Genomic DNA, 13673 nt, shown 5'->3' on the forward strand with positions numbered 1-13673 from the left:
AGGTGTGATGCGCTAAAAGTCCAAATAATGGCTCGTATACTGCCTTATTATGCCTAGTTTTTCATTGAAAAATACAAGAATAAAATATCGTCAATGATAATCACAAGGTGCCCCATGAACACTCAGGTCGCAATAATCGGCGCAGGCCCCTCTGGACTGCTGCTAGGCCAGCTACTACACCATCAGGGCATTGATAACGTGATTGTCGAGCGTCAATCGGGTGAGTATGTGCTGAGCCGTATCCGTGCCGGGGTGCTTGAGCAGGGCATGGTAGACCTGCTGCATGAAGCCGGTGTTCACCAGCGTATGGAGAAGGAAGGCCTGCCCCACGACGGTTTTGAGCTGGCGTTTGATAACCGCCGCGTACGTGTTGCGTTGGATGAGCTGACCGGCGGCAGCAGGGTCATGGTGTACGGCCAAACGGAAGTCACCCGCGATCTAATGACCGCACGTGAAGCTGCCGGTGCTACGACCATCTACGCAGCTGGCAACGTTCAGCCTCATGCGCTGGAAAGTGACCGCCCATATATTACGTTTGAAAAAGACGGCGAAACCGTGCGCCTGAACTGTGACTACATTGCCGGCTGCGATGGCTACCATGGCGTATCGCGTCAATCGATACCTAACGATCGTATCAAAGAGTTCGAGAAGGTGTATCCGTTTGGCTGGCTGGGTGTGCTTTCAGATACGCCGCCAGTCTCCGATGAATTGATTTACGCTCGTCACGAACGCGGCTTCAGCCTGTGCAGCATGCGCTCCGCTACCCGCAGCCGTTACTACCTGCAGGTTGCGCTGGATGAGAAGGTCGAAGATTGGTCAGACGAGCGCTTTTGGGAGGAGTTAAAGCGTCGCCTGCCGGAAGACGTCGCCCACAAGCTGGTGACCGGGCCGTCAATCGAGAAGAGCATTGCGCCGCTGCGTAGCTTTGTCGCCGAGCCAATGCAGTATGGTCGGCTATTTCTGGTCGGCGATGCAGCGCATATCGTACCGCCAACAGGGGCCAAAGGCCTCAACCTGGCGGCCAGCGACGTGAATACGCTCTATCGATTGATGGTCAAGGTCTACCAGGAAGGCCGCACGGATCTAATCGAGCGCTATTCGCCAACCTGCCTGAAGCGCATCTGGAAGGCCGAACGCTTTTCGTGGTGGATGACGTCCATGCTGCACACGTTTTCAGAACAGGAGGATTTCAATAGCCGCCTGCAGCTGGCTGAATTGGACTACGTGACAAGCTCAAAAGCAGGGCTTGCCACCATTGCCGAAAACTATGTGGGTTTGCCCTATGAGCCGCTTGAGTAATAATAGTGCCTTTCCATGCCGCAGCAGCGCAAAGCCCAAGCGAGGCTTGGGCTTTGCGTGGGAAGCAGCGGGGCTAAATAAAGCGCTGCGCTAGCACTCGATCGCGTTAACTGCCAGCCCGCCCTTGGACGTCTCCTTATACTTGTCCAGCATGTCTTTGCCGGTATCGCGCATGGTGCGGATAACTTTGTCTAAAGAGATAAAGTGGGTGCCGTCGCCGCGCAGCGCCATTTGGGCGGCGTTGATCGCCTTGACGGTGGCAATCGCGTTGCGCTCGATGCAGGGTACCTGAACCAGGCCGCCTACCGGGTCGCAAGTCAGGCCCAGGTTATGCTCCAGGCCGATTTCGGCGGCGTTTTCGACCTGCTCGGGCGTGGCGCCCATCACTTCAGCCAAGCCGGCGGCGGCCATGGCACACGCCGAACCCACCTCGCCCTGGCAGCCTACTTCGGCGCCGGAGATGGAGGCGTTTTTCTTGCACAGAATGCCGATCGCGCTGGCGGCAAGCAGGAAATCCACTACGTTACGCTCGCTGGCGCCCGCCTGAAACTTCATGTAGTAGTGCAGAACGGCGGGAATAATACCCGCGGCTCCATTGGTTGGGGCTGTTACCATGCGTCCGCCCGCAGCGTTCTCCTCGTTCACGGCGAGCGCAAAGATATTGACCCACTCCATGGCAGAGAAGGTCGTGGCAATCAGGCAGTCGTTCTGCTCAGCTGCTTGCAGACGCTGATGGAGCTGCCTAGCGCGACGTTTGACGTTAAGCCCGCCGGGTAGAACGCCTTCATGGGTCAGCCCGTTATTGATGCACTCACACATGACCTGCCAGATGCGCCAAAGCTCGCTTCTGACCTCTTCTTCCGGGCGCCATGTTTTCTCGTTTTCCATCATCAGGCGGCTGATGCTCATGTTTTCGCGCTTGCAGATGGCCAGAAGTTCTTCGGCACTGTTGAAATCGAAAGGGATCTCCGCCGTGTCCATGTCTTCAAGCTTGGCATCCACCTGGTTTTGATCGACCACAAAGCCACCGCCGACCGAGTAATAGGTGTTGGCAGTCAGCAGGCTGCCATCCTCGGCAAAGGCGCAAAGCTTCATGGCATTGGGGTGGTGGGGCAGGCTCTCTTCGTGAAAGATAATGTCCCGGTCCCATTCAAACGGGACGTCTTTCTGGCGACCCAGCGACAGGCAGCAGTTGTCTTTCAACGCCGCAATCGAGGGGTTGATAATCGAAGGGTCGATGGTGTCGGGGCGTTCGCCCAGCAAGCCCATGACAATGGCGTGGTCGGTTCCATGGCCAATGCCCGTGGCGGAAAGCGAGCCATAGAGGTGCACTTCCAGGCGGTTCACCTGGTCGAGCGTTTGGCTATCGCGCAGAACCGTCACAAACTTGAAGGCTGCCATCATGGGGCCAACCGTATGCGAACTGGATGGACCGACGCCAATCTTGAAAAGGTCGAAGACACTGATAGGCATGGAGGACCTCTGAATTGGAAATAAAAAGCCGGCTCACTGGACGTTGGACAGGACAAACGCGGATTGATGCCCCGTGATATACCCGTCGCGTCAAACAGTGAGCAGACTTGATGTTTGTTCCGCTGATGTAATGTAAACGTTAACTCGAAAGGCTAGTTGCCGAACACCACCGTGCGCCCGTTGTGCAGGAATACTCGTCGTTCAAGATGATAGCCAATCGCCCGAGCCAGCGTCAGGCACTCGATATCGCGTCCTTTGGCTACCAGATCCTCGGGGTAGTGGGCGTGGTCAACCGGCTCGACGCCCTGAGCAATGATCGGCCCTTCGTCCAGGTCGTTATTGATGTAGTGCGCGGTGGCGCCCACCAGTTTGACGCCCTTGTCGTAGGCCTGATGATAGGGTTTCGCGCCCTTGAAGCCGGGCAGCAGCGAGTGGTGGATATTGATCGCCCGTCCGTCCAGAAGCTCGCACATGCGCGGCGAGAGCACCTGCATGTAGCGCGCCAGGATTACCAGCTCCGCCCCGGTCTGCTCGATAATATCGAGCACTTGGGCCTCTTGCTCGGCTTTGGTATCGGGGGTGATAGGCAGATGATGGTAAGGCAGATCGTGCCAGCTCGCCAAGGATTCAAGGTCCGGGTGGTTGGAAATGATCGCCTTGATATCCAGCGCCAGCTGACCGGTCCGGTAGCGGTAAAGTAGGTCGTTCAGGCAGTGGTCCGCCTTGGATACGAGAATCACCGCCCCCGTGCGCTTGGCCGGCGCAGTCAGCTCAAACGTCATGTCGAAATCCGCGGCGCGCGGCAGGAAGTTTTCCTCAAATGCCTGCTCGTCGAACGCCTCAAGCTCGGGACGAAACTCCGCCCGAATAAAGAAACGCTCGCCCAGCCGATCATCAAACGAGTTAAGTTCGGTGATATAGCAGTGCTGCTCCTTTAAAAAGCGGGTAACCACATCGACCGTGCCCAAAATACTGGGGCATTGGGCGGCAAGTATCCAGGTATCCGTCATTCGGCTCATGGCGCTTCTCTTTCATCAGCTTAATCAGCAGTCGGGGCAGGCCGGCGTTACCGGCCTACCAGCTTATTATTGTGTGTCGATACCGTATTCCGCTGAGGCGTCGAGCAGCCAGCGGTAGCAGTAGTCGGCAAAGCTGCGCCGCACGACTAGCTCCCAGTGCGCCTCGGAAGGGCGGCGTAGGACAACGGTAGCCTTGGCAAACACCGTGGTCACGCCCTTGCCGACCGGGAAGGCATTAGGATGTACATCGTAGGACGTCGACTTCATCAGCACATCGCGGGCGTTAGCGCCGCTAAGCGTCAATACCGTCTGGCCACCGCTGGCGTTGACGATGCTGAAGTGAGCGTCTCCCAGCGCCTCGCGCAGTGCACGTTCGAGTTTGAACTCCTCGCCACCCGGCACTATCACCAGCCACTCGTCAGGTGAGAGCCACTGGATGGAGCGCTCGCCACTGTCATCATGCTCCAGTGCATTGGGCTTGGCCGGTAGGTTCATACCCAGCGTTGCGCGAACTGCTTCATCCAGCACGATGGCTCCGCCACGTAGTACCAGGTGGCCCATCAGCGCTTTTTCACGCAGGACAACACCTGCCTGGCCGTTAGCGCGGGGCGCCGGGTGCTGCTGGTAGCTCCATGCCATTGGAGATTCGACCTGCGGGTTGCCGTCTGGCACGGTATTAAACTCGCATACATTAGACATGCTGGCGCTCTCCTTTCGGGTCGATAAACACAGGGCTTACGATTTCAGCTTCATGCACCGTGCCATCGGTCATGGGGATATAGACGGTCTGGCCCATTCTCTCGTGGCCACCCATCACCACGGCCAGGGCGAAGCCGTGTTTGAGCGAGGCGCTGTAGTAGCTCGACGTGACGTGGCCCTTCATGTCCATGGGAATCGACTGCTTGCCGTCGAAGACGATCTGCGCGCCTTCCTCCAGCACTACGCTTGGGTCTTTCGGTTTCAAGCCGACAAACTGCTTGCGGTCCTTGCGCCGAGTATCGGGACGCGACAGGGCCCGCTTGCCGACCCAGGGGAAAGGCTTGTCGTAGCCGATCGCCCACTGCATGCCGAGATCTTCCGGAGTCACCGAACCGTCGGTATCCTGGCCGACAATAATCAGGCCTTTTTCAGCACGCAGAACGTGCATGGTTTCAGTGCCGTAGGGCGTCAGGTTGTACTTCTCGCCGTGCTCGAAGAGTTTTTTCCAGACGTGCATGGCGTAGTTGGCCTGCACGTTGATCTCAAATGCCAGTTCACCGGTAAACGAGATGCGGAAAATTCGTGCGGGTACTTCGGCGACCGTGGCATCGCGCCAATCCATGAACTTGAAGTTCTCTTTATCGAGATCCATGTCCGTTAGTTCGGAGAGCAGCTTGCGCGCGTCTGGTCCGGTCACGGTCATGGTCGCCCAGTGATCGGTCACCGAATTGAAGTAGACCTGAAGCTCTGGCCATTCGGTCTGGTGCCACAATTCCAGCCACTCAAGCACGCCTGCCGCGCCGCCGGTGGTGGTGGTCATCAGGAAGTGGTTATCACCCAGGCAACTGGTGGTTCCATCATCCATCAGCATGCCGTCGTCTTTACACATCAGGCCGTAACGCACGCGGCCAGGGGCGAGCTGGGCCCACTTGTTGGTGTAAACGCGACCCAGGAACTCGCGGGCATCCGGGCCTTGAATATCGATCTTGCCAAGCGTCGAGGCATCAAGAATGCCCACGCCTTCGCGCACCGCCAGACACTCGCGGTTGACCGCATCGTGCATGGTTTCTTTCTTGCCATTCACAGTGCGGGGGAAGTACCACGGGCGTTTCCACTGGCCCACGTCCTCGAACTCGGCACCGTTTTCCACGTGCCACTGATGCAGCGCGGTGTAGCGCTCAGGATCAAACAGCTCGCCGCAGTGACGGCCAACGATGGCGCCAAACGTCACCGGCGTATAGTTGGGTCGGAATACAGTGGTGCCCACTTCGGGAATCGAACGCTTCAGGCAGCGTGCAGCAATCGCCATACCGTTGATGTTGCCAAGCTTGCCCTGATCGGTACCAAAGCCCAATGCGGTGTAGCGCTTGACGTGTTCAATGGATTCAAAGCCTTCGCGGGTGGCGACTTCAATACCCGCCGCGGTGACATCGTTTTGCAGGTCAACAAACTGCTTAGGCGCGCGCAAGGCGCTCTTTTCATGGGGTACCTGATAAAGCGCACAGGCCGGGGCATCGCGGCGCGCCCGCGTGGCGGGTAAAGCGATATCCTGAGCATTGTTGAAGCCGCTTTCCAGCGCTGCCTGGCGGCCAGCGCGAGCACCATCGGCCAGCGTCTCGCCAAGGGCGTAATAACCGGCCACGCCGCCTACCGACTGCATGCCTTTGACCTTGCCGGGTACAAAGCCCAGCAGCTCGTCATTCCATAGCGGCCGCGTACCGGTGTGCGATGACAAGTGAACCACTGGGCTATAGCCGCCGGAGGTAGCGATAGTATCGCACTCAAGCTCTTCGGCTTTCCCGGTCACCACGAAACGCTCAAGATCGATGGCCGAGATACGCGCCCCGGTAACGCGCTGATTGCCCCGCGCTTCGATCACGGCACTGCCGGTGATCACGCGAATACCGCTGTCGCGGGCCTGACGGACTAAGTCGCCGTCTGGGTTGGCACGCGCATCGACAATGGCCACTACCTTGCGTCCGGCTTCTTTCCAGTCAAGCGCGGCGCGGTAAGCGTGGTCGTTGCTCGTAGAAAGCACCAGACTGTTGCCAGGCACTACCGCATAACGACGAATGTAGTTGGAAACGGCGCCTGCGAGCATGTTGCCGGGCAGGTCATTGTTGGCATATACCAGCGGACGCTCATGAGTGCCGCTGGCCAGAACTACCTGGACGGCGCGCACGCGGTGCAGGCGTGCCCGTGATTCGCCGGGGAAGCCTGCTTCACGGGCAGTATCGGCCAAGTGTTCGGTACGCCGCTCGTGCAGGGTGACGAAGTTGTGGTCGTGATAGCCGTTGGCGGTGGTGCGAGGCAGCAGCGTCACGGTTTCCATGCTGGCAAGCTCATTGAGCGTCTGTTCAACCCAGCGTACGGCGGAAACACCATCCAGCGTCTCGCGGCTATCCAGCAGCGAGCCGCCCATCTCTTCCTGCTCGTCGCACAGGATCACGCGGGCACCGGCACGCGCAGCGCTAAGCGCGGCGGCAAGCCCCGCCGGACCTGCGCCAATCACCATCACATCGCAGTGATGATGCATGTGATCGTAGATATCCGGATCGGACTCAGTAGGCGCACGACCCAGGCCCGCGCCCATGCGGATATACTTCTCATAGGTCATCCACATTGAGGCAGGGGCCATGAACGTCTTGTAGTAGAACCCTGGCGGCATGAAACCACCGCCCAGTTTGCCTACCCAGCTCATTACGTCGCGCTGAACGTTGGGCCAACCGTTGGTGCTGCGCGCGACCAGGCCGTTATACAGGCCTTGTTGTGTGGCGCGTACGTTGGGCACCTGAGTGTCATCCCGCGCGCCTAGCTGAACCACGGCATTGGGCTCTTCGGCACCGGCAGCAACAATGCCGCGAGCGCGCGAATACTTGAAGCTGCGGTTGACGATATTGACGCCGTTGGCGAGCAGCGCCGAGGCCAGCGTGTCGCCCTTGAAGCCTTGATAGCGTTGACCGTTGAAGGTGAACTCCAGCACCTGCGAGCGATCGATACGCCCGCCTGCCGCGATACGATTGGACTGGGTCATGACGAGGCCTCCTCGTTCAGTGCTTTGTTTTCAGACCGGGCGCCCACGGTCTGCCAGCCGCCATCGGCCACCTGGACACCTTGTTCGTGACGAACGTCGGGCGTTGCGGCCGTAATGGTCGGCTGCTCGCCCATCGGATAGGTCTCGAGAATTTCGTAGGTCGCCGTGTTACGGGTGATATTGAAAAACTTGCGACAGCCCACCGAGTGCACCCACATCTCATGGTGAATGCCGCGCGGGTTGTTGCGGAAGAACAGGTAGTCGCCCCACTCCTCGTCGCTGGTGTTATCCGGGTCGGAAGGGCGCATCAGGTGGGCCTGGCCGCGAGCGTGGAACTCCTCTTCCTCGCGGTGCTCCTTGCAGTAGGGGCAGAAGATATAAAACATGATGGGCTCTCCTCAGTGCGCCACGCCAGCGGCGCCGTGTTCATCGATCAGCGCACCGGTATGGAAACGGTCGATGGAAAAAGGCGCAGCGATGGGGTGCATTTCACCCTTGGCCAGGCTCGCGGCAAAAACATGTCCGGAACCGGGGGTCGCCTTGAAGCCCCCAGTGCCCCAGCCACAGTTGAAATAAAGACCTTTGACCTTCGTCTTGGACAGGATCGGGCAGGCATCCGGGCAGGTATCCACGATGCCGCCCCACTGGCGGTTCATGCGCACACGAGAGAACATCGGGAACATCTCGACGATAGCCTGAAGGGTGTGCTCGATGGTCGGGTAGCTGCCGCGCTGGCCGTAACCGACGTAGCCATCGATACCCGCGCCGATAACCAGATCGCCCTTGTCGGACTGGCTGATATAGCCGTGAACATGGTTGGACATGGTGACCGTATTAAGGATCGGCTTGAGCGGCTCGGACACTAATGCTTGCAGCGGATGCGACTCTAGCGGCAGTTTTATGCCTGCCATATTGGCGAGTACGCCTGAATTGCCCGCCGCCACGCAGCCCACGGTATTGGCTTCAATATCACCGCGGTTGGTGTGCACACCCAGTATCTTGCCGTCGCGGATTTTGAAGCCGGTGACTTCGGTGTTCTGCAAAAGGTCGACACCCAGCGCGTCCGCGCCGCGCGCATAACCCCAGGCGACTGCATCGTGGCGCGCCACGCCGGCACTTTTCTGCCAGGACGCCCCCATGATCGGGTAGCGAGCACGGCTGGAAATATCCAGTTGAGGCTCGATCTCCTTGATCTGGCCTGGGGTGACCACTTCACTGTCGATACCGTTCAGGCGGTTAGCATGAACGCGGCGCTGAATGTCGCGCATATCCTGCAGGGTGTGACCCAGGTTCAACACGCCGCGCTGAGAAAACATCACGTTGTAGTTCAAGTCCTGGGAAAGGCCTTTCCACAGATCCAGCGAATGGTTGTAAAGCCGTCCCGCTTCGTCCCACAGATAGTTGGAACGTACAATAGTGGTATTACGTGCGGTGTTGCCGCCGCCCAGCCAGCCTTTTTCGACCACGGCGACATTCTTGACGCCGAACTCTTTCGCCAGGTAGTAGGCAGTGGCTAGCCCGTGACCGCCACCACCCACAATGATGACGTCGTAGCGCTTCTTGGGTTCAGGGTTGCGCCACTGGCGCTCCCAGTTCTCGTGATGACCGAGCGCATGTTTGACCAGTCCGAAGCCGGAATAACGTTGCATAAAGTTTCTCCTTGATCGGCTCCGTGGAGCCGGCTGGCGGCTATCGTCAGGCGACTGAGGCTGCGCTATCGACTACGTGCTCATTGGTGGCTTGGCCATATACCGGGTAGTGGGCACACAGATCGGCGACGTTTTCGCGCACCTGATTTTCTACATCCGTGGTGTCCTGCTGTTCGGCCAGCGCGTCGAGAATGTCGCAAATCCAGCCCGCCAGGTGTTCGCAGTCCGCTTCGACCATCCCACGGGTGGTTACCGCTGGAGTACCGATGCGCAAGCCCGATGTAACGAACGGGCTTTGCGGATCGTTGGGCACGCTGTTCTTGTTGACCGTGATATGCGCACGTCCAAGAGCTGCATCGGCGTCTTTACCGGTAACGCCCTGCTTGATCAGCGACACCAGGAACAGGTGATCATCGGTACCGCCGGACACCACATCAAAACCACGCTCAACAAAGACGCGGGCCATGGTCTGGGCGTTGGCGATCACCTGGCGTTGATAGTTGACGAACTCCTGGTTCATGGCCTCTTTGAACGCTACCGCTTTGGCCGCGATCACATGCATCAGCGGGCCGCCCTGCTGACCGGGGAATACCGCACCGTTGAGCTTCTTGTAGAGCGACTCGTCGCCATCGGCGGAGAGAATCAGACCGCCGCGCGGACCGCGTAGCGTCTTATGAGTCGTGGTGGTCACGACGTGGGCGTGAGGCAGCGGGCTCGGATACAGGCCTGCGGCGACCAAACCGGCCACGTGGGCCATATCGACCATCAAGTAAGCGCCCACTTCGTCGGCGATGGTGCGGAAACGGCGCCAATCGACCACGCGTGAATAGGCCGAGAAACCGGCAATGATCATTTTCGGTTGATGCTCGCGCGCCAGCCGCTCGACTTCGTCGTAATCGATCTCGCCGGTGCCTTCGACCAGCCCATACTGGATAGCGTTGTAGTGCTTGCCCGAGAAGTTCGGCGCGGCGCCATGGGTCAGGTGGCCGCCGTGAGCCAGACTCATGCCCAGAATAGTGTCGCCAGGGCTTACCAGCGCCATGAACACCGCGGCATTGGCCTGGGCGCCAGAGTGAGGCTGTACGTTGGCATAGTTGGCGCCAAACAGGCTGCAAGCCCGCTCGATAGCCAGCGCTTCCACCTTATCGACGAACTCACAGCCGCCGTAATAGCGCTTGCCGGGGTAGCCTTCGGCATACTTGTTGGTCAGCTGGGTGCCCTGAGCTTCCATGACCAGCTTGCTGGTGTAGTTTTCAGAGGCAATCAGTTCGATATGGGCTTCTTGACGCGCTGTCTCTTCAGCAATTGCCGAGGCAAGGGCTGTGTCGTAGTCGGCCAGGCGGGCTTTGGGAGAAAAATTGTTATGAGCCATCTGGGTCTCCAGGCTAGTCGCTTTGTTCGGTCTGGGAGTCTGTTAGCGCCGGTAATCACGTCACCATGAACGCTATCCTGCCGCGATAGTATCGTTGGCCTTGCTCCCCAAGATGCTTGCCGACGTCACCACTCGGCGTATTTGCGACATCGGCGTTAATTTTTTAGAGGGCTTTATAAGGCGTCGTCCATTTATTGTTCGACGTCGCTTATGAGTAATTGAGGGTGGGGTGAGTGCGTCATGCTGCGGCAACAGGTTGATGTTTTTAGTTGGCCTGCTTGTCGGGAAGCGCTTCTCGCAGGCGCTTCAAATACGTCAGCTTGATTCAAAAATAATGATGCCAGCGCAGTTATTGAGGCCACTCTTGAGATCGTCCTTGAGAAAGCTCTTGAAGGTCCCTTGAGACTGCGTCAGCGCCCAGAAGAGAGGATTCCGCATGTCCAACAATCGTGGTGTTGTTTATATCGGCGACGGTAAGGTCGAAGTCCAGGATATCGCCTACCCGAAAATGGAAACGCCCCATGGCAAGCCCATTGATCACGGCGTTATCTTGAAAGTGGTTTCCACGAATATATGCGGCTCCGACCAGCACATGGTGCGCGGACGGACTACGGCACCCACCGGCATGGTGCTGGGCCACGAGATTACCGGTGAGGTGATCGAGAAGGGTAAAGGCGTTGAGTTTCTCCAGATCGGCGATATCGTCTCGGTGCCGTTCAACGTGGCCTGCGGCCGCTGCCGCACCTGTAAAGAAGGTCACACCGGCCTTTGCCTGCATGTTAACGATGACCGCGCGGGCGGTGCCTACGGTTATGTCGATATGGGCGGCTGGGTAGGTGGCCAGGCGCACTACGTGATGGTGCCCTACGCCGACTTCAACCTTTTGAAGTTCCCGGACCGCGACCAGGCGATGACCCAGATTCGCGACCTGACCATGCTGAGCGATATTCTTCCGACCGGTTTCCACGGCGCGCTGAAAGCTGGCGTTGGCGCAGGCTCCACCGTGTACGTAGCAGGCGCTGGCCCGGTAGGCCTGGCGGCAGCTGCTTCGGCACGCCTTCTGGGTGCGGCCGTTGTCATGATCGGCGATTTCAACAAGGATCGTCTGGAGCACGCTCGCAAAATGGGCTTCGTGCCGATTGATCTGAGTAAGCATGACCGTCTGGGTGAGATGATTGCCGCAGTGGTCGGCGAACCCAGCGTAGACAGCGCCATTGATGCGGTAGGCTTTGAAGCCATTGGACATGGCGGTAAAGAGCAGCCCGCGGTAGTACTTAACCAGATGATGGAAGTGACCCGCGAAGGCGGTTCCATCGGCATTCCAGGGCTTTATGTGACCGAAGACCCGGGCGCGACAGAGAAGGCCGCACAAACCGGTAGCCTGAGCCTGCGCTTTGGTCAGGGCTGGGCCAAGGGGCTCTCGTTCCATACTGGCCAGACACCGGTGGTGCAGTACAACCGCCAACTGATGCAGGCCATTCTGCACGGGCGCCTGAATATCGCCGAGATCGTCAACGCCCAGGTTATTTCGCTGGAAGATGCGCCAACGGGCTACGAGCAGTTCGATGCGGGCGTGGCCAGCAAGTTTGTCCTTGATCCTCATGGATTGCTGGGCGCTGCCTGATTAGGCACTAAAACGCGCGGGTAACCGCCGCTGATAACGCTCATGGCTTCGGGCCATGAGCGTTTTTTGTGTCCGTTTATTGTGAATTTAAGACATAAAAAAACGGATACCGAGCTAGGCGGTATCCGTCTCTTGGCAGGCTTTGCCCTTTGGTTTGCCGCGTTAGAAATCGACCACCAGATCGCCTTTCGGTTTGCTGCAGCAGGACAGGATGTAACCCTCTTCAATATCTTCTTCGGTAATCCCGCCGTTGTGCTCCATTTCCACCTCGCCGGACTTCAGCTCCACCCGGCAGGTACCGCAGATGCCCATACCACAGGCCTTGGGGATATGCAGGCCAAGTTTGGCCGCTGCCGCGTGTACTGTCTCGCCTGGCTGAATACGCACGCTTTTATTTGACTGGGCGAATTCAATGTTGATCAGTTCTTCGGGCTCGGCCTGTTCGGCTTCAACTTCAGCCTGCTCGGCAAGCTCCAGAACGTCTTCCTGGACATCCATTGGCGTCGCGCCAAACGACTCCTCATGGTAGTGAGCCATGTCGTAGTTGTTGGCACGCAAGATTGCCTTGATAGCGTTCATGTAGGGCGTCGGGCCACAGCAGAATATTTCACGCTCAAGGAAATCCGGTGCCATCAGCTCAAGCATGGGCTGGGTCAGGTAACCGCGGTAACCGGCCCACGCCTCACCGATATCGTCTTTCTTTTCACACACGATATGCAGCTTGAACTCAGGGATACGCGAGAACATGTGCACAAGCTCGCGGTGATAGATAACATCACGTGGTGCACGTGCGCTGTGAATAAACTCGACGTCCACGTTGGCGTTGGTATCAAAGAACCAGCGCGTCATCGACATCAGCGGGGTAATGCCCACGCCGCCGGAGAGGAGCAGCACCTTTTCGGCTGGGAAGTCGATAGAGTTGAAGTTACCGACCGGCCCGTGTACCACCAGCTCGTCGCCTACCTTGAGATTGGCGTGCAGCCAGTTGGAGACATGGCCGCCCGGCACCTGCTTGACCGTGATTGAAAAGCTGTAGGGCACGGAGGGAGAGCTTGAAATCGTATAAGAGCGCATGACCGGCTGGTTATCGATTTCAAGCTCTAACGTCACAAACTGGCCCGGCTTGAAGAAGAACATTACCGGCTGTTCAGCCATAAAGCAGAAAGTGCGAACGTCCCAGGTTTCCTGAATGATCTTGACGCACCGCACATGGTGGCGGCCGTTGGTCCAGGTCTGGGTCGTGACGGGATTAAAGAAGTTCATTGTCATCGTCGTCTCAATATGGCCGTGCTATCGCGTTGCCTTCACCGGCCCGTCCTTTCTGCACGGTCCAGCACCATTAACCTGCATTCTGGGTACGCGCTTTGTGACCAGCTTGCCTGTTAGCGACACGCACTTACCTTACGGCACCTTCTGTTGACCAAAAATCTCCGCTCGCGTCGCCACTACGCCACATAGTGTCGTGGGTAGACAATTGATGGCACTAGCCCTGGACCACAATCCA

10 protein-coding genes are annotated in these 13673 nt (G+C 58.3%); 2 read left to right on the forward strand and 8 right to left on the reverse strand.

What is annotated here, in order from left to right:
* The first annotated feature begins 114 nt into the window (after positions 1 to 114).
* The gene (gene pobA, locus D467_RS0115865; RefSeq protein ID WP_018918522.1) at positions 115 to 1299 is read left to right on the forward strand and encodes a 4-hydroxybenzoate 3-monooxygenase; all 1185 of its coding nucleotides are present in this window, start codon (positions 115 to 117) and stop codon (positions 1297 to 1299) included.
* A gap of 90 nt (positions 1300 to 1389) precedes the next feature.
* Here the strand turns inward: pobA and D467_RS0115870 are convergent, their stop codons facing one another.
* The 7 genes from D467_RS0115870 to glyA form a co-directional block, all read right to left on the reverse strand.
* On the reverse strand, positions 1390 to 2772 hold the full coding sequence (locus D467_RS0115870; protein ID WP_018918523.1) for an L-serine ammonia-lyase: 1383 nt from the start codon (positions 2770 to 2772) through the stop codon (positions 1390 to 1392).
* 152 nt (positions 2773 to 2924) lie between these two features.
* On the reverse strand, positions 2925 to 3791 hold the full coding sequence (purU, locus tag D467_RS0115875) for a formyltetrahydrofolate deformylase (RefSeq protein WP_018918524.1): 867 nt from the start codon (positions 3789 to 3791) through the stop codon (positions 2925 to 2927).
* Between the two features lie 66 nt (positions 3792 to 3857).
* Positions 3858 to 4490 (reverse strand): sarcosine oxidase subunit gamma, encoded by a 633-nt coding sequence (locus D467_RS0115880; RefSeq protein ID WP_018918525.1) that lies wholly within the window; start codon positions 4488 to 4490, stop codon positions 3858 to 3860.
* Positions 4483 to 7524 carry a sarcosine oxidase subunit alpha family protein gene (locus D467_RS0115885; protein ID WP_018918526.1) on the reverse strand — a complete coding sequence of 1014 codons (3042 nt, stop codon included), beginning with the start codon at positions 7522 to 7524 and terminating at the stop codon, positions 4483 to 4485. The genes D467_RS0115880 and D467_RS0115885 overlap by 8 nt, the downstream gene beginning before the upstream one ends.
* Positions 7521 to 7910 (reverse strand): sarcosine oxidase subunit delta, encoded by a 390-nt coding sequence (locus D467_RS0115890; RefSeq protein ID WP_018918527.1) that lies wholly within the window; start codon positions 7908 to 7910, stop codon positions 7521 to 7523. Before D467_RS0115890 ends, D467_RS0115885 begins: the two co-directional genes overlap by 4 nt.
* Before the next feature lie 12 nt (positions 7911 to 7922).
* Entirely contained in the window at positions 7923 to 9173 is a 1251-nt protein-coding gene (locus tag D467_RS0115895; protein WP_018918528.1) for a sarcosine oxidase subunit beta family protein, read from the reverse strand.
* A 46-nt stretch (positions 9174 to 9219) separates the two neighbouring features.
* Entirely contained in the window at positions 9220 to 10545 is a 1326-nt protein-coding gene (gene glyA / locus D467_RS0115900; RefSeq protein ID WP_018918529.1) for a serine hydroxymethyltransferase, read from the reverse strand.
* Between the two features lie 436 nt (positions 10546 to 10981).
* Here glyA and fdhA point away from each other — a divergent pair, with 436 nt between their 5' ends.
* Positions 10982 to 12169 carry a formaldehyde dehydrogenase, glutathione-independent gene (gene fdhA / locus D467_RS0115910; RefSeq protein ID WP_018918531.1) on the forward strand — a complete coding sequence of 396 codons (1188 nt, stop codon included), beginning with the start codon at positions 10982 to 10984 and terminating at the stop codon, positions 12167 to 12169.
* 162 nt (positions 12170 to 12331) lie between these two features.
* On the opposite strand, the gene gbcB is transcribed toward fdhA, so the two are convergent.
* On the reverse strand, positions 12332 to 13438 hold the full coding sequence (gbcB, locus tag D467_RS0115915; protein ID WP_018918532.1) for a glycine betaine monooxygenase reductase subunit: 1107 nt from the start codon (positions 13436 to 13438) through the stop codon (positions 12332 to 12334).
* Positions 13439 to 13673: the final 235 nt, after the last annotated feature.

It is taken from the genome of Vreelandella zhanjiangensis DSM 21076 (genome assembly GCF_000377665.1).
Classification (GTDB): Bacteria; Pseudomonadota; Gammaproteobacteria; order Pseudomonadales; family Halomonadaceae; genus Vreelandella; species Vreelandella zhanjiangensis.

What these genes read in the sequence shown, in the direction of transcription:
- pobA (WP_018918522.1), top strand. Translation starts at nt 115, where the DNA reads ATGAACACTCAGGTCGCAATAATCGGCGCAGGCCCCTCTGGACTGCTG.
- D467_RS0115870 (WP_018918523.1), bottom strand. Translation starts at nt 2,772, where the DNA reads ATGCCTATCAGTGTCTTCGACCTTTTCAAGATTGGCGTCGGTCCATCC.
- purU (WP_018918524.1), bottom strand. Translation starts at nt 3,791, where the DNA reads ATGAGCCGAATGACGGATACCTGGATACTTGCCGCCCAATGCCCCAGT.
- D467_RS0115880 (WP_018918525.1), bottom strand. Translation starts at nt 4,490, where the DNA reads ATGTCTAATGTATGCGAGTTTAATACCGTGCCAGACGGCAACCCGCAG.
- D467_RS0115885 (WP_018918526.1), bottom strand. Translation starts at nt 7,524, where the DNA reads ATGACCCAGTCCAATCGTATCGCGGCAGGCGGGCGTATCGATCGCTCG.
- D467_RS0115890 (WP_018918527.1), bottom strand. Translation starts at nt 7,910, where the DNA reads ATGTTTTATATCTTCTGCCCCTACTGCAAGGAGCACCGCGAGGAAGAG.
- D467_RS0115895 (WP_018918528.1), bottom strand. Translation starts at nt 9,173, where the DNA reads ATGCAACGTTATTCCGGCTTCGGACTGGTCAAACATGCGCTCGGTCAT.
- glyA (WP_018918529.1), bottom strand. Translation starts at nt 10,545, where the DNA reads ATGGCTCATAACAATTTTTCTCCCAAAGCCCGCCTGGCCGACTACGAC.
- fdhA (WP_018918531.1), top strand. Translation starts at nt 10,982, where the DNA reads ATGTCCAACAATCGTGGTGTTGTTTATATCGGCGACGGTAAGGTCGAA.
- gbcB (WP_018918532.1), bottom strand. Translation starts at nt 13,438, where the DNA reads ATGACAATGAACTTCTTTAATCCCGTCACGACCCAGACCTGGACCAAC.